Source organism: Chelativorans sp. AA-79, from assembly GCF_029457495.1.
GTDB lineage: Bacteria > Pseudomonadota > Alphaproteobacteria > Rhizobiales > Rhizobiaceae > Chelativorans.
In genome coordinates this window covers 1218866-1243012 of the sequence record NZ_CP120361.1, presented here as the reverse complement: position 1 = coordinate 1243012, position 24147 = coordinate 1218866, and the positions used below count along the sequence as shown (strand labels likewise).

The window sequence follows — 24147 nt, the reverse complement described above, 5'->3', positions numbered from 1 at the left end:
TCATCCTCGGGCTTGACCCGACGATCCATGCCTGAACATCAATGGCTCGCCAGCGATCGAGGAAGAGAACCGCCCTTATGGCGGACTCAGCCCTTGACCGCCGTCACCTGGATTTCCACCAGGACGTCCGGGGCGGCCATGCGGGATTCCACGCAGGCACGGGCGGGAGCGTTGCCGGGCGAGACCCACTTGTCCCAGACGGTGTTCATCTCGTCGAAGCTTGCGATGTCGCGCAGCCAGATCGTCGCCTTGAGGATCTTGGTCTTGTCCGTGCCCGCTTTCGCCAGCAGTTCGTCGATGCGCCGGAGCACCTGCGTGGTCTGATCCGCCACGGATGTACCGGCACGCTTGTCGGCAACGACGCCGGCGAGATAGACGGTGTCGCCGTGCACGACGACCTGGCTCATGCGGGGACCAACTTCGATTCGCTCAATGGACATTTCCGCTCCGTACTCCTGATCCTTGTTCATGAAGAAGGCGGGCGACCTCTCCGGTCCCCCGCCGCCTAGTGCCTGCGATCGCGTTCCTGCGCAAGTGGCAAGGCCGGATGCAGCAAGCTCGTGCTCAGGCGCCGCTTAAAATCCGTACTTGCTGAGATCGGGACGATTCTTGAGCCCCGTTTCCACGACGGCGCGAACCTCCGCCTCTTCTTGGCCGACGAGTTGCAGGCGCGGCTGGCGCACGGCGGGCGAGGTGCCGCGCACGATGTGTTCGCAGAGCTTGATCTTCTGGACGAATTTCGGTCCGATATCGAGGTGGAGCAGCGGCAGGAACCAGCGATAGATCTCCAGCGCCTCCTTGATGCGGCCTTGCGCGGCCAGCCTGTAGATCGCCACCGTCTCCTTCGGGAAAGCCACGACGAGGCCGGCGATCCAGCCGGAGCAGCCCAGGATCAGACTTTCGAGCGCCAGATCGTCCACGCCGGTCAGGAGCTGATAGCGGTCGCCGAGCGCGTCGATGGTCTCGTTGATGCGGCGGGTGTCGCCCGTCGATTCCTTGATGGCCACGAATTTGGGCTCGTCGGCCATCTCCTTCAGCATCTCGGTGGTGATGTTGATGCCGTAGGCGAGCGGGTTGTTGTAGATGATGATGGGGAGCTTCGAAGCCGCCGCGACGGCACGGTAATGGACCACCACTTCGCGGTCATCGGCCAGATACCGCATGGCTGGCAGCACCATCAGGCCATCGACGCCGATCTTTTCGGCTTCCGCGGCAAGCGAGGCGCCGGCGGCGGTGGAATCCTCGGCGATCGTGAGTACGATCGGCAGACGTCCCTTCGCCTCTTCCTTCGCGGCCTTGGCTATGGCGATCTTCTCATCCCGCGTCAGGCTGGAAGCCTCGCCCAGCGAGCCGCAGAGCACGATCGCATCCACCCCGCCCTCGATCTGGAAGGCAATGTCTGCCCGGACGCCAGCGAGATCGACTTCCTGGTCAGCCGTCATCTTCGTGGTGATTGCGGGCAACACGCCGCGGAAGTCGCTCTTCTGCATTCCATTCCTCTGCGAAGGTGAACTGTAGATCGCTTGAACTTTAAAGTGTTGTATTTAGTTTGTCGACAGAAAGTTGCGGGAATCGTGATCGGGCAGGTGCCCGGATTCCGTCGTCAAGTCGAGCAGTGCGATAGCGAAGAGCGAGTGGAATTCTGTTTTGCGGGAACCTCTTCTAGGTGCGGAAATGGGGCGGAATTTACCCCCGCGCCTCCCCCTTCAGGGGGCCACCGTTCTCCTTCACAAGCTTCGTCAGCCGCTTGAAGACCTCGCCCGACTGACGTACGCCGTCATGCTCGTACTCGTTGGTGATCCAGTACTGAAGATTGCCGACATGGGCGGCCGTCTCGAGTGACAAGCCGGCATCCACATACATGTCGTCGTGATAGATCACGGCCGCGACCGGCACCTCGTTCGAAGCAAGCCGCTCAGCATCGTAGAGGCGGCTGTAGCCCGGCCGTTTCGCCAACGCTTCCGCGCCCGCCCGGAAAGGCCTGAGCGAGCGGATTTCCTCGAACATCCAGGGAAAGAACATCTCGCCAGTGAAGAGGAGCGGCCGCCGCTCGGGCACGAACTCCGGAAAATCACCACGCACGCGTTCCGCCGCCCAGTCCGTCGCGCCCTCCCCTTCGCCATAGATGCTTTCCTGGAGAACGGCGAAAAGCGGGTTGGAATCGTAGGAGGTCAACGACATCACCGCCCAAAGGAAGTGATCGGAAAGGCGTTCCGGGCCGGAGAATGCCTCGTCGACGAGCCAATGGATGTTTTCGAAACCCGGAGCCATGCCGAAATCGTTGCCGACGGTCTGCAGGCGCCGCACCGTCAAGCGGTCGCCATCGGGCAGGCGCACGTCATGGGCGTCGATGAAGTCGGCCAACGCGCCCACGCGCTCCACATCGCCGGGGTAGCGCTTGTAATAGCGCGCGGTCTTCGCGGCCACGCGCGGATAGGTGCGCCGGTAGACCTCCTCCGCCGAAGGACGGATGCTCGCAAGCCCGCCCGTGACATAGCAGGCGGAAAGGCCCTCCGGCGCCTGCGAAAGGTAGGTGAGCGTGAGGAACCCGCCATAGCTCTGTCCCAGCGTCTCCCATCTGCCGCCGCCGAACACCTGCTTCCGCAGGTGCTCGCAATCGGCGACGATGGAATCCGCGCGGAAGCAGGCCAGATAGTCCGCGGCCGCATCGGCCGTGGAAAAGCGCTCCATCACCCGGCGTTCGATGGGCGAGCTGCGTCCCGTGCCGCGCTGGTCCACGAGGATGACGCGGTGCGTCTCGAGCGCCTCCGCAAGCCAGGGCGGACTGCCGGGAACCGGGCGGGGCGACTTGCCGCCGGGTCCGCCCTGCAGAAAGGCAAGCTTCGGCAGATCCTCGTCCCTGCGCGTCGGATCCACCACCTCGCGCGCGAAGACCTCGATCGACGCGCCGTCGGGCTTCGACCAGTCGAGCGGCACCGGCACCACATGATCGCGCACATGCATGCCGGGGATCGTGTATTCGCCTACAAGCATCGTTCCTCGCCTCTCTGACATGCGGATTGGTCGCATATAAAGCAGGTCGCGGCAATTCGGTCGACAAACTGCCTACATAAATGAACCGGTTGTTCTCAGGATCCGGCGTCCAGGCTTACCTGAGCGGCCGTGTCACGCACGAGATAGCTCTGGATCTGCCTTACGATCTGCGCGGCATGGTCCGTGGCGAGCCGTTCGCAGAGCTCCGCGTCACCCGACTCGACGGCCGCAATGATCCGCTCGTGCTCCTCGACATATTGCCTGGGCAGGCGGTCGTCGAAGGAGGAATAATAGAGCCTGAGAATGCGCCGCCCTTCATCGAGCAGCCGCGTGAAGAGACCGGTGAAATAATGGTTTCCCGCCGTCTCGGCGATCGCCACATGGAAATCGCGGTTGGCCTCGATCATGGCAAGCGCGTCGCGCTGGCGCACGGATTCGGCGAACAGCGCCTGATAGCTGCGGATCTTGGCGAGGTGCTCCGGCTTGCGGTGGACGGCGGCCGACCGCGTGGTGACGCGGTACATGAGCGTCAGCGCCTCGAAATAGACGGGCAGCCGCACGAAATCGATCGGCGCGACGATGGTGTTGCGGTTGGGCAGCGTGTTGACGAGCCCCTCGGCGGCGAGCCGCACCAGCGCCTCGCGGATGGGCGTGCGCGACATCCGGAACTGCTCCGAGAGCCGCACCTCGTCGAGGCCGCTGCCGGGGGCGAGCTCGAGCTCCAGGATGGCCTTGCGCAACGCATGATAGACCGTCTGCGAACCCGCGCCACGCACCCGCTCGCCGTTCGGCTTGGCAGCCGAAGCGGAAGCCTCCTTCTTCCTCTTCTCGCCGGTGTTGCGCAAGTTGGGCCTCTGCATTGTCACCTGCATTCAAGCACGCCGGGACGGCAAGCTCAATGCGCGCGCAGATCGGCAATGGCAAGGACGAGGCCGGGAAAGGCGATGAGAAGCGCGATGATTACGATGTCGGTGACGATGAAGAGAGACACGCCGCGGAAGACATCGTTGAGGCTGGCATATTGGCCGGCGACATTGCGGATGACGAAGACGTTCATGCCGAGCGGCGGCGTGATCATGCCCACTTCGAGAAGCTTGACGAGCAGCACGCCGAACCAGACGAGGCTGATGGAGGCGGTATTGAGCAGCGGCAGGAGCACCGGAAGCGTGACCAGCATGGCCCCGAAAGGCTCCATGAACATTCCGAGGATCAGATAGAGCACCACGATCAGGATCATGAGCTCGACATAGTTCAGGTCCCAGGCGGTGACCGCGGAGCTTATGAAGCCCGCAGTACCGCTCAACCCCAGGAATCGCGTGAACATGACCGCGCCCACGCCGATGATGAAAAGAGAAACCGAGGTGCCGACGGTTTCCAGCAGTGCCATCCGGAAGCGCTTCCAGTTGAGCTCCCGGGTGACGAGTGCGATGACGATCGCGCCGGCCGCACCGATCGCCCCCGCCTCGGTGGCGGTGAAGAGGCCGCTGAAGAGGCCGCCGAAGACGAGGGCGATGAGCGCCAGAAGCGGCCAGATGGCCCGCCAGACCCCGACCTCCTGGATTGCCGCGCCATCCTTTTCCGGCAGCGGGACGACATCGGGACGCAGCTTGGCGACGACATAGATCAGCAGGCAGTACGAGGCGGCGGTGAGCACGCCCACCGAGATGCCGCCGAGGAACACCTTGGTCACCGAGGTCTCGGCGAAGACGCCATAAATGATCATGAGGATGGATGGCGGGATCAGCGCGCCGATCGTGCCGCCGGCGGCGAGCGTGCCCGTGGCGAAGCTCGGCCGGTAGCCGGCCCTGATCATCTCGGGGATGGCGATTCGCCCCATCGCGGCCGCGCAGGCGAGGCTCGATCCGCAGACGGAGGCAAAGCCCGTGCAGGCAAGCACGGCCGCCATGCCGAGACCGCCCGGCATGCGGCGGAGCGCCCGGTTGGCGGCGCCGAAGAGGCTCGTGGTCAGCCCCGCGTGATAGGCGACGAAACCCATGAGCAGGAACATGGGCACGGCCGACAGTGTCCAGCTCGCCACGAAATCGTAAGGCGTCGTCGTCAGGATGCCGACGGCCGGCGTGAAGCCCAGCATCAGCCAGATCCCGCCAAAGGAGACGAGGATGAGCGCCACCGCGACCGGCACGCGCAACGCCAGAAGGACAAGAAGGACGGCGATTCCGGCAAGCCCGGTGGTGACGCTCACGGTTGGGTTCCCCTTTCGCCCGTTTCCGTGAATGCCTCTGCATCTTCCTGTCCCGTCAGGCAGAGATAGAGCCTGAGCGCGGTGACGACGCTTGCGAGCGCAAAGGCGACCGGCAGGATGAAGAAGCCCGGCCAGACCGGCACCGCCACGCTGAGCGAGAGCACGAAGCTCTTGGCCCCGAATTCGCGCATGGCCGCGAACCAGGTGGTGTAAGCCAGCAACAGGAAGGCCGCGAGGCTGAGGAGATGGACGAAGGCCATGTTGATCCGGTCGAGGGGCCCTCGGAAGAGGCCGGAGAAGAGATCGACGCTGATCATCTCTCCGCGCCGCTCGGTCCAGCCGAGCGGCAGGAAGGCGATGAGCAGCATGTAGTAGCGAGACACGATCTCCACCGTGGCCGGGATGGAGCGGGTAAGAACCTGCCGCGCGACGACATCCGCAGTGACATGGAGGAGCATCGCCAGCACGCCGACAGCCCCGACGAGGGCGAGCAGGCTCGTGAGTTGCCGGACCAAGGCAAGGATGCGGGAGCGCATCGCTATCCCTTTCGAAGGAGGGAGGCGGCGCGGCGGAACGGCTGCGCCGCCGGTGACGTCACATGCCGTATGTCTCGTAGTCGACCTTGTCCCAGACCTCCGCCTGGATCGCCTCGGCGATCTTCTGCGGGTCGTGCCCGGCTTCCTCGACGAGACCGGTCCATTTGGTGACCAGTTCCCGGAAGCGGGCGACCTTGGCCGCAGCGTCGGAAATCCCGTACTGGCTCTCCGCGATGCCGGCCGCCTTCTGCAGGTCCTCTTCGGTGAAGGCGGCGGTGGCGTCCACCAGTTCCTGCTCCGGCTCGATGAATTCGAGCCCGGCGTCGGCCGCGGCCTTGCGCGCGATGTCCGGCCGCTCGAAACCCCAGTTCTCCGTGAAGGCGACATTGCCCTTGTTGGCAGCGCGGACGAAACCGCGGCGCTCCTCCGCGCTGAGCGACTTCCAGGCGTCGGAATTCACCGTGAAATTGGAGGTCGCGTGATAGGTGCCCAGCGGCAGCTCGATCACGTAGCGGGCGAGGTCCACCAGCCGGTAGGACATGAGGTCGGAGATGGAGCCCATCGTGCCGTCGATCACACCCTGCGACATGCTCTCGAACGTGTCGGAGACCGGCACATTGACGGGCGACGCGCCGACATATTCGGCCCAGCGGGCGAAGGGCGCTCCGCCGCTCCTGAGGCGCAGGGCCTGCAGATCGGCCTTCGTGCGCACGGGCTTGGTGGTGAGAAGAACGTAGACATCAGACGAGCCGGCGCCCAGGAAGACGGCGCCGAGCTTGGCGAACTCGGCCTGGCAGTCCTCGCAGGTGACGACATATTCGGTCATCGCCGCACCCATGACATGCGGATCGCGGCCGAGGAAGGCGAGGTCGCCGATGAGCGCCGAGTTCGGCAGGTCTCCGGGGAAGTAGAGCGGCAAGAGATTGCCCACCTCGGCGATGCCGGACTGCAGGGCGCCCTTCATGCCGCCGATATTCACCACCTCGGTGCCGAGCACCGTGCCGGTGAGCGCGCCATCGGTCTCCTTCGGCAGTTCCTCCACCAGCGTGGAGTAGAGCGGATCATAGGCGGGATGCGCCGGCGGCGCGCCGGGCGCGAGCCGAAGGTCGCGGGCCTCGGCCGCGACCATGGACGAGCAGAGGCCCAAGGCCAATGCAGCGGTGACTAAGGCTTTCATGTCTTCCTCCTCCTCATCGCGCGGTTCCAGGCCGCGCTTTCAAATCAGGGCCGTTCTCCTCAAGCCCTTTCAGATTCCCAGCAGCCGCCTGGCATTCTCCTTCAGGATCAGGGGCCGCACATCCGGCTTGATGTCGAGCTTCTCGAAATCGGCGAGCCACCGGTCGGGCAGGATCGCCGGCCAGTCGGAGCCGAAGAGAACCCGGTCCTTGAGCAGCGAATTCGCGTATTTCACCAGGATCGGCGGGAAATATTTCGGCGACCAGCCGGACAGGTCGATCCACACATTCGGCTTGTGGGTGGCGACCGCCAGCGCCTCCTCCTGCCAGGGGAAGGAGGGGTGGGCCATGATGATCTGCATGTCCGGGAAGTCGGCCGCGACATCGTCGAGATAGATCGGGTTCGAGTATTTGAGGCGCATATTGTTGCCGCCCCGCATGCCCGCGCCGACGCCCGTCTGCCCCGTGTGGAAGAGCGCCGGCACGCCCGCTTCCGCGATCGCCTCGTAGAGCACATAGGCGCTGCGGTCGTTCGGATAGAAGCCCTGGAAGGTCGGATGGAACTTGAAGCCGCGGATGCCGAAATGCTCGACCAGCCGCCGCGCCTCGCGCGCACCCATCTTGCCCTTGGCCGGATCGATCGAGGCGAAGGGGATGAGCACATCGCTGTGTTCGGCCGCCAGCGCCGCCATCTCCTCGTTGTTGTAGCGGCGATAGCCGGACTCCCGCTCCGCGTCGACCGGGAAGATCACCGCGCCGATCCGGCGCTCGCGATAGTAGGCGGCAGTCTCCGGAATGGTGGGCGGATGGGGAAAGGGTGATTTGAAATAGGCCGCCATGCCGGCCTGGAAATCGTCATAGCCGTCGTCGTGATGCGTTCCGCAGGGCTCCTCGGCGTGGGTGTGGAAATCGATGGCGACGAGTGCGTCCGGATCGAACATCAGACCCTCCCTCCAGGCAGTTTCACAGTGGCGGCCATCCCGATACCTTCCTGAGCAGCGTCAGGAGCTGGGCGCGCTCCGCCTCCGACAGCATGGAAAGCGACCGACGGTCCGCCTCCTGCATGAGCGGCGCGCCGGCTTCGACGAGGCCGCGGCCGGCCCTCGTCAGGCGAAGTTCCACGGAGCGTCGGTCATGCGGCGGCACGAAGCGCTCCACCAGCCCGCGCTCCTCGAGGGAGCGGACGAGCTTGGTCATGTTCGACCACTTGATCTTGAGCACGTCCGCGATCACCCCCTGGCGCACGCCGGGATTTTCGTGAATGGCGAGCAGGATGGTGAATTCCCCGAACCTGACATCGCGGCGCTGGAGCTCCGCGAAAGTCCGCTCGAAGATGGTGAGCTGCGCGATGCGCAGCAGGAAGCCGATGGAATGCTCGATCGGTCCGAAGGAAAGCCTCGCCTTCGGATCCCGCTGATCGGGATCGGCGCGAATGGGCTCCACCGCGCTCATCCGCCTGCCTCCTCTCCGTTGGGAATCGCAAGGCGCGCGGCCTTCTTGTCGAGAAAGGCGCGCAACCTCTCATGCGCTTCCGGCGTACCCTGGGTGAGCGACGCGATCATCGATTCGAAGAACAGCCCCTCGTCATGGCCGCTGTCATGGATCCGCTGCAGGGCATTGATGATGAGATAGTTGGAAAGCGGTGCGTTGCCCGCGGCTCTACGCGCAAGCTCCATGGCCTTGGCGAAGGCCCCGCCCGGCTCGGCGAGGTAACTCACGGCACCGTAGCGCTCCGCCTCCTCCACCGAGAGGACGCGGCCCGTGAGCATCATGTCCATCATGCGGGAAACGCCGATCAGGCGCGCGACATTGACCGAACCGCCGCCACCGACGAAGATGCCTCTTTGCCCTTCCGGGAGAGCAAAATAGGTGTTGGGCTCCGCGACGCGAACATGCCCGACGGCCGCCAGCTCCAGGCCGCCGCCGACAACCGCCCCGTGCAGCGCCACGAAATACGGGATGGTGCCGCGCTGTATGCGGTTGAAGACGGCATGCCAGCCGCGCGAGCCGGCGATGCCCTCCATCAGCGACTTGTCCACATGCTCCGCGAGGTCGAGCCCGGCGCAGAAGTGCTGCCCCTCGCCCCGCAGCACCCCGGCTTTCGCCTCGCGCGCCGCCCGGTCGACAGCATCACCGAGGTCGCCCAGCATCGCATCGCTCATCGCATTGCGCTTTTCCGGGCGGGAGAGCGTGAGCACCGCGACATCGTCGGCAAGTTCGTATGTGACCAGCGGCATCATTTCCCCGTTCGGAGCGCCAATCATCGAAATTGACACTGTCCACTATTGAACTATTAATTATTGAACGAACTCGTTCGCAGGTGTCAAGGCGCTTCCGCGGGAGGAACATGCGGAAGCCCAAGGGAGGAGCCGATGAACCAAGCCGTGCTGGGAGCCGCCACCCCGAAGGCGCGGGCGCCATACAGGCCCGTGCGATGCTGGACACCAAGGATCAACATCCGCCGGGGCGAAGGCGGCACCATCTACCTGGAACAGGTGGAACCACTGCCTGCCTATCCCGAGCGCATCGCGGACATGCTGGTGCATTGGGCGGAGCGGGTGCCCGAACGGACGCTTTACGCCGACCGCGGCCCCGACGGCGAATGGCGTCGGTTGAGCTATGCAGACGCGCTTGCGAAGGCCCGCCGGCTCGGACAATTCCTGATCGATCGCGGACTTTCAGCGTCCTCGCCGCTCGCCATCCTTTCCGGCAACGATCTCGAACACGCGCTGCTCAGCCTCGCGGCCGCCTATGCCGGCATTCCCTATGCGGCGATCTCGCCCGCCTACTCGCTGGTCTCGACGGATTATGCGCGGCTGCGCGAGACCTTCGAGGCGATCCGCCCCGGCCTTATCTTCGCCAATGACGCGGAACGCTTCGGGCCGGCGATCGAGGCTGTGGCTCCGAAGACGAAGCGGCTCCACACCAGAGGCGCGCGCGGGCCGGAGGAGGATTTCGCCCGCGCGCTGGCCACGGACCCCCGCCCCGCCGTCGACGACGCCTACCGCGCGGTGACGGGCGACACGATCGCGAAGTTCCTCTTCACCTCCGGCTCGACCGGCTCGCCCAAGGCGGTGATCAACACCAACCGCATGATCTCGTCCAACCAGGTCATGAGCCGGGAGACCTTCGCCTACTTCAAGGACGAGCCGCCGGTGCTGCTCGACTGGGCGCCCTGGCACCACACTGCCGGCGGCAACAAGGTCTTCTACATTGCCCTCTTCAACGGCGGCACGCTCTATGTCGACGACGGCAGGCCGACCAGGGACGACATCGGCAGGACCGTGCGCAATCTGCGCGAGATATCGCCCACTTGGTATTTCAATGTGCCGAAGGGCTTCGAGGCACTGATCCCCCATCTGGAAGCGGACGGCGCCTTGCGGGAGACCTTTTTCAAGGACCTGAAGCTCCTCTGGTATGCGGGCGCCGGCATGGCCCAGCACACCTGGGATGCACTGGAACGGCTTTCCATCGAAACGACGGGCGAATGCGTTCTGCTTGCGACAGGGCTCGGCGCGACGGAGACCGCGCCCGCCTGCCTGATGTGCACCTGGCCGCAGGAGAAGGCGGGCAATGTGGGCCTGCCCTGCCACGGGGTTTCGCTGAAGCTGGTGCCCATGGACGGCAAGCTCGACGCACGCGTGAAGGGTCCCAACATCACGCCCGGCTATTGGAACGCGCCGGCGCTGACGGCGGAAGCCTTCGACGAGGAGGGCTATTACCGCTTCGGCGACGCGCTCCGCTTCGCCGACCCCGAAGACCTGACGGCGGGCTTCTTCTTCGATGGGCGCACGGCGGAGAATTTCAAGCTCGACACCGGCACCTGGGTGAGCACCGGTGCGCTTCGCACCCAGTTCATCAACCATTTCGGCGAGGTGGTGCGCGACGTGGCGATCGCCGGCCCCGACCGGCCCTGTATCGGTGCGCTCGTCTTCCCCGACCTGAAGCTCTTGGCCGGGATCGCCGGGCAGAATGCGCCCGCCGAACCACTGGCTCTGTTCGCACACCCCGCCGTGCGCGCGCATCTGAAGGAAAAGTTGCAGTCGCTTGCCGCCGGCAACACCGGCTCTTCCACACTCGTGCGGCGCATGGTGCTGGTCGACCCGCCACCCTCCATGGACAAGGGCGAGACAACCGACAAGGGCTCGATCAACCAGCGGGCCATCCTGCGCAACCGCGGCGAATGGGTCGAGGAACTCTATTCGGATTCGGACCGCGTGATCGAGATCTGATAACTGGAGAGGTTGCATTCTTCTCACCCCCCTCTGGCCTGCCGGCCATCTCCCCCTCAAGGGGGGAGATCAGACGCCACCTTTGCTTTCGCCAATTGCTGGTGTTGCAGACAGGCTCGGAACATGTGGCCGGCGTAATCTCCCCCCTTGAGGGGGAGATGGCCGGCAGGCCAGAGGGGGTTAGAGGAACGCGAATCTAGGAGGCTAGATGAAACCGAAAGGTATGGTGGCGGTGGTGACGGGTGGCGGCTCCGGGCTCGGCGAGGCAACGGCGCGCGCCCTTGCCACACGCGGCGCACGCGTCGCGGTGGTCGATCTCAATGCCGGCCGGGCGCAGGATGTGGCAGACAGCATCGGCGGGCTGGCAATCGCCTGCGACGTGGCCAGCGCCGAGCAGGGCGAAGCCGCGTTCACCGGCGTTTCCGCCGAGCTCGGCGCGCCGCGCATCCTCGTCAACTGCGCCGGCATTGCGACGGCGGGCCGCACTGTCGGCAAAAACGGCCCACATCCGCTCGACCTCTTCCGAAAGACCCTCGAGGTGAACCTGGTCGGGACCTTCAACATGATCCGGCTTTTCGCCTCGATTGCCCAAGAGGTCGAGCCATTGGATGGCGGCGAGCGTGGTGTGATCGTTAATACGGCGTCCGTGGCGGCCTTCGACGGCCAGATCGGCCAAGCCGCCTATTCGGCCAGCAAGGGCGGGATCGCCGCGATGACGCTTCCCATCGCGCGCGACCTCGCGCGCTCCGGCATTCGGGTGGTGAGCATCGCCCCCGGCATCTTCCGCACGCCCATGCTCGCGAGCCTGCCGGAGGAAGCGCAGCAGTCGCTTGCTGCGCAAGTGCCCTTCCCGCCGCGTCTCGGGGAGCCGGAGGAATATGCCGCGCTCGCCTGCCACATCATCGAGAACCAGATGCTGAACGGCGAGATCATCCGCCTCGACGGCGCCATCAGGATGGCTCCGAAATAGGAAGCGCCGGCGAATGGATGCCGGAAGAGAGACCGTTCCTCCGCCCCTCTATCCTGCCGGGCAGTAAATCAGTCCTCGGCCGCCAAATACCGCCACGGCGCACAGACCAGATCGGCGGGGATGCGGGATCGCGCCTCGGCTGCATGCATCTCCGCCTCGGCCTCGCATAGGCCATACCGGCCGAGGGCACCCAGATGGCGGTCGAGATCGTCACGCGGGGAATCGAGAAGCGAGACGAGGCGCAGCGACATCCAGGCGAAGGTGGCCGCCCAGGCTGCGCGGAAGAATGCATCGGCTCCTGTTTCAGCGGTGCGTCGGTCGGTCTTGAGCTCCGAAAAATGCTCCGCCAGCGCTTCGAGCCGCTCCAGGATACCGACCGCCATGCCCGCCGCCTTCCGGTCCCCTGCTTGTGCCACCTCGTGACGTATGCGCTCGGCGAGGATGCGAAGGCCCCTGCCCTCATCTTTCCACAGCCTGCGGTGCAGCAGGTCGAGCGCCTGCATGCCGGTCGTGCCCTCGAAAATGGAGAGGATGCGCGAATCCCTGAGCAGCCGCTCGGCCGGCCATTCCTTCGTGTACCCGGCACCGCCCAGTACCTGGATCGCCGCACTCGCGGCATCGAAACCGGTCTCAGCGCCGAAATTCTTCGCGATGGGCATGAGCCAGGCCGCGAGCGCCCGCTGATCTTCCGCCCCGGTTTCCGCAAGGTCGAGAACGGCGGCGAGCTCGAGCACGAAGGCATGGAGGGCGTAGGTGCGCGCGGCCATGCCAGCGAGCTGCCTTTGCACGTCCGCGTGCGCGATGATCGGTACCGGCGGCGCCTCCGGGGCGCCACCTTGCCGGCGCTCCTGCGCATAACGCTCGGCGATATCCACCGCGGCGATCGCGGTGGCCGCGCCCTGCCCGGCAGTGAGCAGCCGCATGCGTTCGATCATCAGGAAGAGCTGCGGCAGGCCGCGGTGGACCTCGCCAAGGAGAATGCCTTCAGCGCCATTGAAGCGCAGCACGCAGGTTGGCGAGCCGTGCAATCCCAGCTTCTCCTCGATGCGCTCGACGGTGATGCCGTTGCGACGAAAGCCGCCACTCCCGACCACGACCTGGTCCGGCACGAGGAAAAGGCTCAAGCCCCGCGTTCCCTCTTCCGCCTCGCCGGTGCGCGCGAGCAGGAGATGGCCAATGCGGGCGGTAAGGTCATGATCACCGAAGGAGATCCAGCACTTCTGGCCGGAGATGCGCCAGAGACCGTCCCCGCCTTCTTCTGCGCGGGTGCGGATGCGGCCAACATCGGAGCCAGCGTCGGGCTCGGAGATGCAGATGGTCGCGCTCCATTCGCCCGAGACGAGGCGCGGCAGCCATTCCCGCCGGGCTTCTTCGTCTCCGAAGGCATTCACCACGAAGGCCGCCGAGCGGGTCGCCCCCGCCACCATCACGAAGGCGGGGCTTGCCCGATCGAAGAGCATCTGCGCGGCGGTGTGGAGCGTGAGCGGGAGCCCCGGCCCGCCCGCATGCGCAGGCAGGTCGAGCCCGAGCCAGCCGGTTTCGCAGAGCGCCTGCCACGTCTCCCTGTAGCCGGGTGGGGTGATGACCCGTCCTTCCCGCAGGCCGCAGCCTTCACGATCCGCGACCGCAGCGAGCGGCTCGATCCGGGACTCGGCGAACTGCGCCGCACCGCCCAGGATCATGCGGGCGAGATCCGCGTCGATTTCCTCCCTGCCCGCGCGCACCTCCGCCCAGGCGGAAGAGATTTCCAGCAATCGGGATGAGATTTCGGCCTGTCTGCTGAAGCCCACGCGGCACCTCCTCCGAGCCTCACGGTCATTGCCTCCCGGCATCGTCGAAGGAAACAGATAGTTTCCTTTTGAACAATCTATTTTTCAATTGGTCGCGGAGGCATTCCCCCTGCCGCAGCCTCCGCCACCGCCTCGCGCAGGGCGGCGATGAAATCGCGCTGGAGTGCCGTCGGCTCCCAGTTGCTGCGTAAAGTCATGCCGATCGGCCGCTCGGATTGGGGCAGGCCGAAGGGAACGACGCCCAGCAGCCCCGCCTTCTCATCATACTCGATCTGCTGGCGCGAGAGGATCGTGAGCCGATCCGTCTGCAGGAGGATGCCGCGCACGGCGACCAGCGATCCGGTGACGATGTTGCCGCTCGGCGTCGCGCCCGGCGGAAATCGCTCCGCGAGCACTTCGAAGATGGCGCGGGTGGGCGTGCCGCGGCGCGGCAGCACCCAGGGATAGCGCGCGAGGTCCTCGTGGGTGATTTCCCGCTTCTGCCGCAGCGGGTGGTCCGCCCGCGCGATGATGGAGAGGCCGTCGCTGAACAGCGTCTCCTCCACCAGCCGCTTGTCTAATGTGCTGCGGCGGAGGGCGCCGATGAGGAGATCGATCTTGCCGGTCATGAGGGCGGCGATCAGGCTGTCATAATCGCCGTCGAGGATTTCGATGCTCGCCTCGGGACGGAGTGCGGAGAGTTTCGCGATCGCCGCCGGGATGATCTTCGTTCGCACCAGCGGCAGGGTGCCGACGACGATGCGCCCGTCGAACCTGCCGTCGATCTCACGCACCTCCTCGCCGGCGCTGTCGAGTTCCCGCAGGATGAGATGCGCGTGGCTGGCGAGCATGGCGCCGGCAGGCGTGAGGCGCAGTGAGCGGTACGCCCCGTCGAAGAGCGGCACGCGGACGATACGCTCGAGTTGGCGTGCCGCGCGCTGGACCGAGGGCTCCGCCTGGCCGAGCAGCCGGGCGGCCCCCAGGAATGTCCCCGTATCAGCAAAAGCGGCGATCGCGCGAAGCTGCGTGATGGTGGCGTGCACTTCGAGCAAGTCCATCGCCAGCCCCTTGCCGATACGGGACTGGCGCGCGAGATTGGCGCTGGCCGAGCGCAGGAGTTCGAGGCTGCGGCGCGCCCGGCGCGCAACGACCGTGCCGCGTTCCGTGGGAGAAACGCGCGCGCCCTGCCGGTGCAGGAGCAGACCGCCGAAATATACCTCCAACCTGGAGATCGCCTGCGAGGCGGCAGGTTGCGAGATGTGGACGGCCTCGGCGGCACGCGACAGTGAGGCGAGGTCGACGGCCGCTTCGAAAAGCCGGATATGGCGCAGATTCGGATAAGGCTGCATGCCGCTATCTAGAACGGCAGACGGCAAATCCGGAAGCGCCCCGCTCATTACGCTGCTCTTGTTATGGAAAAACGAGGCCGTCCGCGAGCTTGCGCGCGGTCCTCAGCACGCCGGCGGATTGAATTTGGCCCTTCTCGTCTAGATTGGCGATAACGGTGAACTCGCCGGTCGGATGTTCGACGGACATGGATTTGGAATGCCCGCCCGGAATTTCGGCATATGCCGCCGCCGGCCCCTCGGGAAGCAGGCAGGCAGTGGCGACGCTGACCGCGCCGAAAACACCGATTGCGTCATGGCAGCGATGCGGAATGAAGCTGCGGGTCGAGATGACGCCGCCATGCCGCGCGGGGCTCACGAGCGTCATCTTGGGCACGGATTTCTCCGCAACACCCCCAAGATTCATCATCGGGCCCGCCTTGAGCCGGATGGTTTCGAGGTGCGCCTTGAGCTCGGCATTGGCTTCCAGCTCCTTCGGCGTCTCCTGCCCGGAGATGCCGAAATCGGCCGCGTCGAGGATCACGCAGGGCATGCCGTTGTCGATGAGCGTCGCCCGCACGCCCCCGATCACATCCACCGGTTTGCCGGAGGGCAGCAGCGCCCCGCAGGTTGAGCCGGCCGTATCCTGAAAGACGATGGGGATGGGCGCGGCCGTGCCCGGAACACCGTCGATACGCGCGTCACCTGCATAATTGACCTGGCCATCGGGCGTCTCGACCGTGGCAACGGCGATCTGGTTGGTGTTCTCCATGAAGATGCGGACGTCCGTCTCGTCCGGTTTCGCCGGCACCAGCCCGCGCTCGATGGCGAAGGGGCCGACGCCTGCGAGGATGTTGCCGCAATTCTGGGAGTCGGAGACGATCGCCTGGTCGACGAAGACCTGCAGGAAGAGGTAGTCCACATCGACGCCCCGGCGCTCGGAAGGCTTCACCACGGCCACCTTGGAGGTGAGCGGGTTGGCGCCGCCCATCCCGTCAATCTGGCGCGGGTCGGGCGAGCCCATGAGGCTGAGCAGCAGCGCATCGCGTTCCCGCGGGTCCTGCGGCAGGTCGGAGGCGAGGAAGTAGCCCCCCTTGGAAGTCCCTCCCCGCATCCACATGGCGCGGATGCCGTCAGACATATTTCAGGCCCTTCTCCTTCAGCCTCTCGCGCATGCCGTAGATGTCGAGGCCGAGCTCGCCGGCGGCAAGCCGCTTGCGTTTCGCCTCCTCGTTGGCAATACGCGCCTGCGCTTTCTCCAGCACCTCGTCGGCCTTCTCGCGCGGCACGACGCAGACGCCGTCGTCATCGGCCACGATCACGTCGCCCGGATTGACGAGCGCGCCCGCGCAGACGATCGGTACGTTCACCGAGCCCAGCGTCTCCTTCACCGTGCCCTGCGCGCAGACATGGTGCGACCAGACGGGGAAGCCCATTTTCGTAAGATCGGCCACGTCGCGCACGCCTGCATCGATGATGAGACCCTTGCAGCCGCGCGCCATGGCCGAGGTGGCGAGCAGATCGCCGAAATAGCCGGCGTCCGACGGCGAGGTAGGCGCGAGCACAAGGATGTCCCCTGCGCGCAACTGCTCGATCGCCACATGCACCATCCAGTTGTCGCCCGGCGGCGCGGAGATGGTGACCGCGGAGCCCGCGATGCGCGCGCCGGAATAGATCGGCCGCATGTAGGAGGCCAGAAGCCCGGTGCGCCCCTGTGCCTCATGGACGGTCGCCACGCCGCATTCGGCGAGGCCGGCGATCACCTCCGGCTCGGCGCGTGCGATATCCTGGACCACGACACCCATCAGAGTTCATCCACGGTGCGCGGGAAGATCGACTGGAAGGCTTCCGCGTATTTCGCCTCGCGGCCGCCGGCCTGCCCGCCCGAATTGCGGCGGAACTGGTTGGCCCGGTTCTCGGCGGCATTGGTGTAGTAATTCCAGAGGTGCTGCTGGCCTTCCATGCATTCGATGGCCGCGCGCTTCTGGTCCCATACATCGGTGATGTCGAGGATCGTGTCGGGCTTCCAGTTGCACTGCTCGGTCTGGTGCGGCTCGAAGAGATAGAGCTGCGGCGCGCCGAGCACCTTCTCACCGGGATTGTGGCCCCAAGCCTGCGCGATCATGCGGCATTCCAGCGCCATCCTGGTCGCATAAGGATGGTCGGTGTTGTAGGGGTCCTCCAGCGAGTGCGAGAGCATGAAGGCGGGCTGCACCCTGCGGATCACCTCGACCAGCCGGTACTTGGCTTCCCGGTCCATCTCCAGCGGATAGTCGCCCAGGTCGAAGAACTGGATGTCATGGACGCCGAGCGCCCTGGCCGCGCCTTCCGCCTCCTTTCGGCGGGCGACCTTCACCCCTTCGAGCGTGGCGTCCGGGCTCTTCCACAGCTTCGCGCTCTCGCCGCGTTCGCCATAGGAAAGGCAGACGACGGTCACGTCCACGCCCTTTTTCTGATGAAGGGCGATGGCGCCGCCGCAGCGCCACACGAAGTCCGCCGAATGGGCGCTGATCACCAGCGCTGTTCTGTTGCTCATCTCTTGCCTCTCAAGCTTTCTTCGCCGGATCGACCGGCGGCGTTCCATGGGTGTGGAAGGTTTCGATCGTCTTCATGCCCCAGGCCTGTCCCTTCTTCCGCTCGGCCTCGGTCCAGGTGATGGGCTGCCAGTCGGGCCTCAGGATCAGCCGCGCGCCGGCATTGGCGACCTCGACGCGGTTGCCCGCGGGCTCGTAGACGTAAAGGAAGAAGGTGCCCTGGATCGCATGCTTGTGCGGGCCGGATTCGATGAAGACGCCGTTTTCCAGGAAGATGTCGGCCGCGCGCAGCACGTCCTCGCGGCTGTCCACCGCATAGGTGACATGGTGGAACCGGCCGGACACGCCGTAATGGTCCTCCGTATAGGCGATGTCGTAGCTCTTGTTGTTGACGGTGAACCAGCAGCCGGCGAGCCGGCCGCTGTCGAGCACGATCTGCTCGGTCACACGGCTGCCCAGCGCCGCGGTCATGAAGTCCCGGATCGCCGCCACGTCGCGGGCGAGCAGGTTGAGGTGATCGATCCGGCGCACGCAGACGCCGCGCCCATGGTAGCGCTGCGCTATATTCTTGAGCGCGGGCCGCTCTTCCGGTGGAGCCTCGTAGAGCTTGGTGTCGTAGTAGAGCTCGAAGATGTGCCCGTCCGGATCGGTGAAGCGGTAGGCGCGGCCATGGCCAAGGTCGCCCTCCACCCAGCCGATGCCGCAGCCCATCTTCTCGATGACCGCGACGCGCCGCTCCAGCGCTTCCGGCGAGGACGCGCGGTAAGCGACATGGCCGACGCCCGTGGTCTCCGACCGCGTGAGCTTCAGCGTGTGGAACTCGTAATCGTCCCAGCCGCGCAGGTAGACGGACGTCTCGTCGCGGCCGCTCTCCGTCAAGCCATAGACGTTCACGAAGAAATCGAGGCTCTCCTCGAATTTGTTGGTCAGCACCTCCACATGGCCCAGATGGGCGACATCGAAGCATGGCTCGGCCATATCTTTCCTCCTATCCGATCATCCTATTGGGCAGATAGAGCACGATCTGCGGGAACATGACGAGGATGATCACCGCCACCAGCATCACGAACCAGAACGGCGCCACGCCAACGAAGATGTCGCGCAGCGGCACGCCGGGCGCGACCGATTTGACAATGAAGACATTGACGCCCACCGGCGGGCTGATCAGCCCCATCTCGAGCGTGATCACCACGAGCACGCCGAACCAGATGGGGTCGAAGCCAAGCGCGATCACGGCCGGGAAGAAGATCGGCATCGTCAGCACCAGCATGGCGAAGCCTTCCAGGAACAGCCCCAGCACCATGTAGCAGGCGAGGATCAGCGCCAGCACGGCCGTCGGCGCGATGTCGAGCCCGCTCAAGAAGCCGGCGACCTCGCGCGGAATGCGGCTCAGCGCCAGGAACGGGTTGAGCAGATGCGCCGAGATCAGGATCAGCATCACAGTGGCGGTGGTGACGATGGAGTCGCGGAGGGCACGATAGAGGCCGGCGAGCTTGAGCTGTCCGGCGGCCGCACCGAAAAGGATCACCAGCCCCGCGCCCACGGCAGCCGCCTCGACTGGGGAGAAGAAGCCAAGATAGATGCCGCCGATCGTGAGGAGCACGATGGCGAGGATCGGGACCGCGCGGGCGAAAGCGACGGACTTTTCCCTCCAGCCCCTGTGCGGCCCCGGCGGTCCATAGTCCGGCCTCATATAGGAGAGCGCCGTGATGAGAAGGATGAACATCAGGAGCAGCATGATGCCCGGCAGCACGCCGGCGAGGAAAAGCCGGCCGATCGATTGCTGCGTGAGGATGGCGTAGACCACGAAGCCGGTGGACGGCGGAATGAGGATGCCGAGCGTGCCGCCCGCCGCCACCGCGCCGGTGGAAAGCTTCGGGCTGTAGTTGAAGCGGTCCATCTCCGCGAGCGACACGCGCCCCATCGTCAGGGCCGAGGCGACGGAGGAGCCGCAGAGCGCGGCAAACCCGCCGCAGCCGACGATGGTGGCCGAGGCGAGCCCGCCCCTGATGGAGCCGATCAGCGCATAGGCCGCGTCATAGAGCCTGCGGCTCATGCCGCTCTCGGTCGCCACATTGCCCATCAGGATGAAGAGCGGAATGACGATGAGCTCCGCGCTGGAGGCCAGCGTGAAAGTCTCGCTCGCCAGGAGATTGAAGGCGTTGGAAGGACTCGAAAGGATGGAGACTCCCACAAGCCCGACCGTGAACATGGCAAAGGCCACGGGCACGCGCAGTGCGAAGAGTGCAAAGAGAGCCGCGAGCCCGAGGAGACCGATCAGGGTCGCACTCAAAGCATCGCCTCCTTGCGCTCGGCCCGGCCGCTGCCGCCCAGGATCAGCTCGATGCCGCGCAGGAGCATGGTAAGCGCTGTGAGGATGGAGAAGCCCGCCAGCGCCCACTGGAACCACGCCTTGGGCAACTGGATGATGTTGGTGGCCAAGTTGAGCATCAGCGAGAGCTGGGCGGACTGGATGACCTTCCAGGCGATCGCCGCAAAGAGGAAGGCCCCCAGAAAGGCCACGCCGATGTCGATCGCGTGGTTCACGCGCTCAGGAAAGGCATTCTCGAAGATGTCGATGGCGATGTGCCCGCCCTGACGGCCGCACCAGGCCATGCCGCCGAAGACGATCAGCACCATGCCCATCTGGCCGATGTCTTGGGCACCGCGAAGCGGCGCGCCGAAATAGCGCCCGATCACGTCGATCAGGATGACAATGGTGACGAGCGCGAGCGCTGCGCTTCCCAGGAGGTTGGACAGGCCGATCAGTCTGTCCACCATAATGCGCAACCGGATCATGGCACCGCCCGCCCCGAAACCATGGTCAGTTCTTTGCGACCATGGCGTCGAGCACGTCCTGCGCCCCCATATCGGCGATCAGCTTCTCGCGCACGCGATCCGCGACCTCCTTGAAGGGCACGATCTCCTCCTCGGTCAGATCGATGACCGTATTGCCGGAATCCGCGCGTACCGATTCCATCGTGCGCTCGGCGGCGGCGTTCCAGCCCTCCTCGCCCTTCTGGGACAGGGTGCGGCCGGTGTGCTTGTCGAGGATGGCCTTGTGCTCGGCGGAAAGCCCGTCATACCGCCCCTGGTTCATGACCAGGTAGAACATGATGTGCCCGAGCGGCGCGCCCACCGTGTAGGAATTCGCCACCTCGTCGAGCTTGAAGTCGTTGATGGCGCTGGAACCGGTGACGATACCGTCGATCAGGCCGGTCTGCAGCGCATTGTACATCTCGCCCGCAGGCATCTGCACCGGTGTCGCGCCGAGCGCTTCCACGAGCGCACCGGAGACGGAGCCGGACACCCGGATGCGCAGGCCCTTCAGATCGTCGGGTGAACGCACATCATGGTCTTTCATGATGAACACGTTCGGCTCCGAGATCCAGAGCGCGAGCGGATGGGTGCCGGGGAACTCGCTCTTCAGATGTATATCGAACGCGTTCCAGAGCATGTCGTAGCCGGTCACGCCCTCCGGCACGGCGCCGGGCATCTCCACGATCATCGATTTCGGGAACTGGGACGAGGTATAGCCGGCCAGGCCCCAGGTGATGTCGGCGACACCCTGGACGGCGCGCACATACTGCTCCATAGGCCCTGCGCCAAGCTCCCCGCCGGGATAGACCTGGATCGTCAGATCGCCATTGCTGTCGGCCTTCACGCCTTCGGCGAGCGGCTCCACCACCGAAGCAGTCACCACATGGCTCGGCGCCACGAAATGGGCAAGCGACAGTTCCTCGGCCGCCGCGAGCACCGTGCTCGACGCCAGCATCGTCAAGCCGATGGAACCCTTCAACAAGGCATTCATGACTTCCTCCCTGTGCAAAGCGCTGCCCGGAAAGAATCCGGCCAGCTCCCAAGGTTCGATAGCCGGATGCGCTTCCGCAGACCAATTCAAAGTCGGATTTCGCCATAAGTTTTTGCTACAGGCGCCTGCAATGCAAATGTCCAAGGAACTGAAATGACTTGCAAATCCCCTTCGGCTTCCAACAGGATCCGATCACTCCCGCTGGGAGAGCGCATCCGAGACCTGCTTGGCCGCCTGAGCCGGGTCCGTGACCTTTCCGAGCTTCAGTCCCAGGCCGCCGACCGCTTCCTGCAGCGCGGCGATCGCGGCTGCCAACGCGCGGCCTTCCGGAAAGCCCAGTTCCTCCATCGCCACCGCCGACTCGCGCATCTCCGCCGCGCGCCTGACACCGTGGGTCGCCACGCGCTCGAACTCGTAGGAAAGGAAGCGGTCCCATTCGAACTGGGGAAAGCTTTCGGCGAGCGAACCCTTGACCCGCTCCAGGCAGCCGGCGCGCTCAGCCGCCATCAGCATCTGCACGCTGATCGCCTCCAGCCCCTTCACGAACAGGCTGCGCACCATCTTGATCGTCGCCGCCATGCCCGGCTCGCGGCCAACCAGTTCGAAGTCGAACTTGAGTTCCTCGAGCCGGCCGATCAGAGCCGCGTCGAGATTCCCCGCGATCAGAACCGGCGAGCGGTGCCCGCGCGGATGGACAGGCGACATGACCGCCATGTCCACATAGACGCAGCCGCTTTCCCCGATCAGCGCCGCCGTCCGCTGCTTCACGCCCGCCGACACCGAATTGATGTCGAGATAGACCCGGCTCCCGCGGAGTGCCGCGGCCACGGAGCGGGCAGCATCGAAGCTGGAGGCCGCCGTGACGGCGGAAACCACCCAGTCGGCTTCTTCGACGGCGTCCTCTGGCGTGTTAGCCAGTTCGACATTCTCAGCTTCGGCGGCCGCCCGCATGGAGGCGTCGTCCGCCGAGCCGAGAAGAACGTCGTAGGCGGAGAAGCGGAGGCCGGGTTCGGCCTCTCGAAGCGTCCGCACGAAGGCGCGCGCGGCCTCGCCGAACCCTATGAAAGCAATATGCATCGACGGTGCTCCATGTTGCGGCGGCAACCCCGCCGGGCAGGCAAGCGCCCGCGCTCAGGCCGCCGCACCGCCCTTGGCGCGCCAGCCGCCGTCGGCGTAGGACTTGCGCACCACCTCGACATAGGGAACCGGGCTTACGATGGCGCGGATCTCGGTCTGCGAGTGGGGCTCGACGGTCGGCTTCCTCGTGCCGCCCCCTTCCTCGCCCCACACGAAGGTCACCTCGGTACCCGGCTGGGCATGTTCCTCGTCCAGGATCGCCAGCGTGAGCATCTTGCGCTCGTTGGAACTGTAGCCGATCCAGGTGGAGATGCCGACCGTTTTCCCGTCCGACGTCACCTTGTCATAGGGATGCATGGAATAGACGGCCGAAGGGAATTCGATGAACTTCGCCCGCCCGCTGCCCTTTTCGAGCTGGGAAGCGACGGCGCGCATCACGTCCTCGTCCTCCAGAGCAAGCGTGACCTTCTTGCGGTGCGTCTCCTTCGCCTTGCGCTCCAGGGCCTCGCGACCGATGAAATCGTGGTCGAACCTGACGAACGGACCGTAACCCAGGTCCCACGGCGTCAAGTAGTAGTCCTCGATATTATCGGAGACGAAGCTGCCGCCGATCGAGGCCGTGGCCTCGTAGCTGTCTTCGGTGAGCCATTCGCGATAGGGCTTCATCTTCTCCCCGGTATAGACGGCTGGCAGCGGTGAGGGAATCCAGCCTGATTCCAGCGTGTTGGACGAATAGGCGCGACCGCCGACCTGCAGGAGCCCGAACGTTTCGCCGGCTTTCACCAGCGCCTCGCGCACCTGCTCGCCGTCGGCCCACGGACCGAAGAGTTCGTAGCCCGGCTGCCCCGCCATACCGTGGCGTAGCGCTCGCACCTTCTTCCCGGCAATGTCCATCCACGTCATGTTGAAGAATTTGAGCTCCGGCGCCGGCTTGCCGGTGACCTCTTCGATCACCTTCGTGGCGTTCGGCCCCTGGATCTGGAAGCGATAGGTCTTACGGTTGAACGGATCGGGCCGCGCGGCGGAGCGTTCGTCGAGTTCCACCTTCACGTCGTATCCGCCGGTCTCCGCGTGATAGCGCACCCAGTTCAGAACGGGGATACGCCCCACCATGTTGAAGGTGTTCTCGGCCAGATAGAAGAGGATCACATCGCCGATGACATAGCCGTCATGGCTGCACGGAACGAATTGCTTGGCCTTGTCTATGGTGAAGTTGGCGAAGCTGTTGACGCCCAGACGCGAAAGCAGCTTCAGCGCATCCGGTCCCTCGATCGCCAGATCCGCCATATGGTAGGATTGGTTGAAGAGCACGCAGGTTTTCTGCCACGCCGCCTGTTCGTCCCGCCAGTTGGTGAACTCGGGCGGAACGCCGGGATAGACGTTCGGCCCCGTCTGCTGGTTGCGGAGAAGCTCTACCGTATTGCCGCTCTCCTGAAGCAGGTCTTCGAGGCTGCGTTTCGACATCTTGTTTTCCTCCCGTGAGTTTCAACAATATGAAACTACACATTCATGAAAACACCG

General features: G+C 65.2%; 23 protein-coding genes. 2 read left to right on the top strand and 21 right to left on the bottom strand.

All coding sequences use genetic code 11. The features are described 5' to 3' along the window. Positions 1-86 precede the first annotated feature (86 nt). From PVE73_RS06230 to PVE73_RS06185, 10 genes are all read right to left on the bottom strand, one after another. Entirely contained in the window at positions 87-440 is a 354-nt protein-coding gene (locus PVE73_RS06230) for a RidA family protein (protein WP_277366120.1), read from the bottom strand. Positions 441-575: 135 nt separating this feature from the next. Further along, entirely contained in the window at positions 576-1490 is a 915-nt protein-coding gene (locus PVE73_RS06225) for a dihydrodipicolinate synthase family protein (protein ID WP_277366119.1), read from the bottom strand. 196 nt (positions 1491-1686) lie between these two features. Continuing rightward, positions 1687-2994: an alpha/beta fold hydrolase gene (locus tag PVE73_RS06220; RefSeq protein ID WP_277366118.1), complete on the bottom strand. Its 1308-nt coding sequence runs from the start codon at positions 2992-2994 to the stop codon at positions 1687-1689. A 95-nt stretch (positions 2995-3089) separates the two neighbouring features. After that, positions 3090-3854 (bottom strand): GntR family transcriptional regulator, encoded by a 765-nt coding sequence (locus PVE73_RS06215; RefSeq protein WP_277366117.1) that lies wholly within the window; start codon positions 3852-3854, stop codon positions 3090-3092. A gap of 35 nt (positions 3855-3889) precedes the next feature. Continuing rightward, complete coding sequence (locus PVE73_RS06210) at positions 3890-5197, bottom strand: TRAP transporter large permease (RefSeq protein WP_277366116.1); 1308 nt, start codon at positions 5195-5197, stop codon at positions 3890-3892. After that, positions 5194-5733 carry a TRAP transporter small permease gene (locus PVE73_RS06205; protein WP_277366115.1) on the bottom strand — a complete coding sequence of 180 codons (540 nt, stop codon included), beginning with the start codon at positions 5731-5733 and terminating at the stop codon, positions 5194-5196. The genes PVE73_RS06210 and PVE73_RS06205 overlap by 4 nt, the downstream gene beginning before the upstream one ends. A 58-nt stretch (positions 5734-5791) precedes the next feature. After that, complete coding sequence (locus PVE73_RS06200) at positions 5792-6910, bottom strand: C4-dicarboxylate TRAP transporter substrate-binding protein (protein ID WP_277366114.1); 1119 nt, start codon at positions 6908-6910, stop codon at positions 5792-5794. Positions 6911-6979: 69 nt separating this feature from the next. Beyond that, positions 6980-7849: an amidohydrolase family protein gene (locus tag PVE73_RS06195; RefSeq protein WP_277366113.1), complete on the bottom strand. Its 870-nt coding sequence runs from the start codon at positions 7847-7849 to the stop codon at positions 6980-6982. 22 nt (positions 7850-7871) lie between these two features. Next, positions 7872-8360: a MarR family transcriptional regulator gene (locus PVE73_RS06190; RefSeq protein WP_277366112.1), complete on the bottom strand. Its 489-nt coding sequence runs from the start codon at positions 8358-8360 to the stop codon at positions 7872-7874. Then, positions 8357-9145 carry a crotonase/enoyl-CoA hydratase family protein gene (locus tag PVE73_RS06185; RefSeq protein ID WP_346772401.1) on the bottom strand — a complete coding sequence of 263 codons (789 nt, stop codon included), beginning with the start codon at positions 9143-9145 and terminating at the stop codon, positions 8357-8359. The genes PVE73_RS06190 and PVE73_RS06185 overlap by 4 nt, the downstream gene beginning before the upstream one ends. Before the next feature lie 135 nt (positions 9146-9280). Here PVE73_RS06185 and PVE73_RS06180 point away from each other — a divergent pair, with 135 nt between their 5' ends. Beyond that, positions 9281-11140, top strand: coding sequence for a feruloyl-CoA synthase (locus PVE73_RS06180; RefSeq protein WP_277366110.1), 1860 nt, complete (start codon positions 9281-9283; stop codon positions 11138-11140). 208 nt (positions 11141-11348) lie between these two features. After that, positions 11349-12110, top strand: coding sequence for a 3-hydroxyacyl-CoA dehydrogenase (locus tag PVE73_RS06175; protein ID WP_277366109.1), 762 nt, complete (start codon positions 11349-11351; stop codon positions 12108-12110). Positions 12111-12178: 68 nt separating this feature from the next. Here the strand turns inward: PVE73_RS06175 and PVE73_RS06170 are convergent, their stop codons facing one another. From PVE73_RS06170 to PVE73_RS06120, 11 genes are all read right to left on the bottom strand, one after another. Continuing rightward, entirely contained in the window at positions 12179-13900 is a 1722-nt protein-coding gene (locus tag PVE73_RS06170; RefSeq protein WP_277366108.1) for an acyl-CoA dehydrogenase family protein, read from the bottom strand. A 77-nt stretch (positions 13901-13977) separates the two neighbouring features. Then, a complete protein-coding gene (locus PVE73_RS06165) occupies positions 13978-15228 on the bottom strand; it encodes a LysR family transcriptional regulator (RefSeq protein ID WP_277366107.1) in 1251 nt (416 codons plus the stop codon). Between the two features lie 61 nt (positions 15229-15289). After that, positions 15290-16345 carry a 4-oxalomesaconate tautomerase gene (locus tag PVE73_RS06160; protein WP_277366106.1) on the bottom strand — a complete coding sequence of 352 codons (1056 nt, stop codon included), beginning with the start codon at positions 16343-16345 and terminating at the stop codon, positions 15290-15292. After that, the gene (locus tag PVE73_RS06155; protein WP_277366105.1) at positions 16338-17009 is read right to left on the bottom strand and encodes a 4-carboxy-4-hydroxy-2-oxoadipate aldolase/oxaloacetate decarboxylase; all 672 of its coding nucleotides are present in this window, start codon (positions 17007-17009) and stop codon (positions 16338-16340) included. Before PVE73_RS06155 ends, PVE73_RS06160 begins: the two co-directional genes overlap by 8 nt. Further along, positions 17009-17740 carry a PIG-L deacetylase family protein gene (locus PVE73_RS06150; RefSeq protein ID WP_277366104.1) on the bottom strand — a complete coding sequence of 244 codons (732 nt, stop codon included), beginning with the start codon at positions 17738-17740 and terminating at the stop codon, positions 17009-17011. Before PVE73_RS06150 ends, PVE73_RS06155 begins: the two co-directional genes overlap by 1 nt. Positions 17741-17750: 10 nt before the next feature. Continuing rightward, a complete protein-coding gene (locus PVE73_RS06145) occupies positions 17751-18716 on the bottom strand; it encodes a catechol 2,3-dioxygenase (protein WP_277366103.1) in 966 nt (321 codons plus the stop codon). A gap of 10 nt (positions 18717-18726) precedes the next feature. Beyond that, on the bottom strand, positions 18727-20031 hold the full coding sequence (locus PVE73_RS06140; RefSeq protein ID WP_277366102.1) for a TRAP transporter large permease: 1305 nt from the start codon (positions 20029-20031) through the stop codon (positions 18727-18729). Further along, entirely contained in the window at positions 20028-20537 is a 510-nt protein-coding gene (locus PVE73_RS06135) for a TRAP transporter small permease (protein ID WP_277366101.1), read from the bottom strand. The genes PVE73_RS06140 and PVE73_RS06135 overlap by 4 nt, the downstream gene beginning before the upstream one ends. Before the next feature lie 25 nt (positions 20538-20562). Further along, positions 20563-21549 carry a TRAP transporter substrate-binding protein gene (locus PVE73_RS06130; protein WP_277366100.1) on the bottom strand — a complete coding sequence of 329 codons (987 nt, stop codon included), beginning with the start codon at positions 21547-21549 and terminating at the stop codon, positions 20563-20565. 192 nt (positions 21550-21741) lie between these two features. Next, entirely contained in the window at positions 21742-22626 is an 885-nt protein-coding gene (locus tag PVE73_RS06125; protein WP_277366099.1) for an NAD(P)-dependent oxidoreductase, read from the bottom strand. A gap of 54 nt (positions 22627-22680) precedes the next feature. Beyond that, the gene (locus PVE73_RS06120; protein ID WP_277366098.1) at positions 22681-24090 is read right to left on the bottom strand and encodes an aminomethyltransferase family protein; all 1410 of its coding nucleotides are present in this window, start codon (positions 24088-24090) and stop codon (positions 22681-22683) included. Positions 24091-24147: the final 57 nt, after the last annotated feature.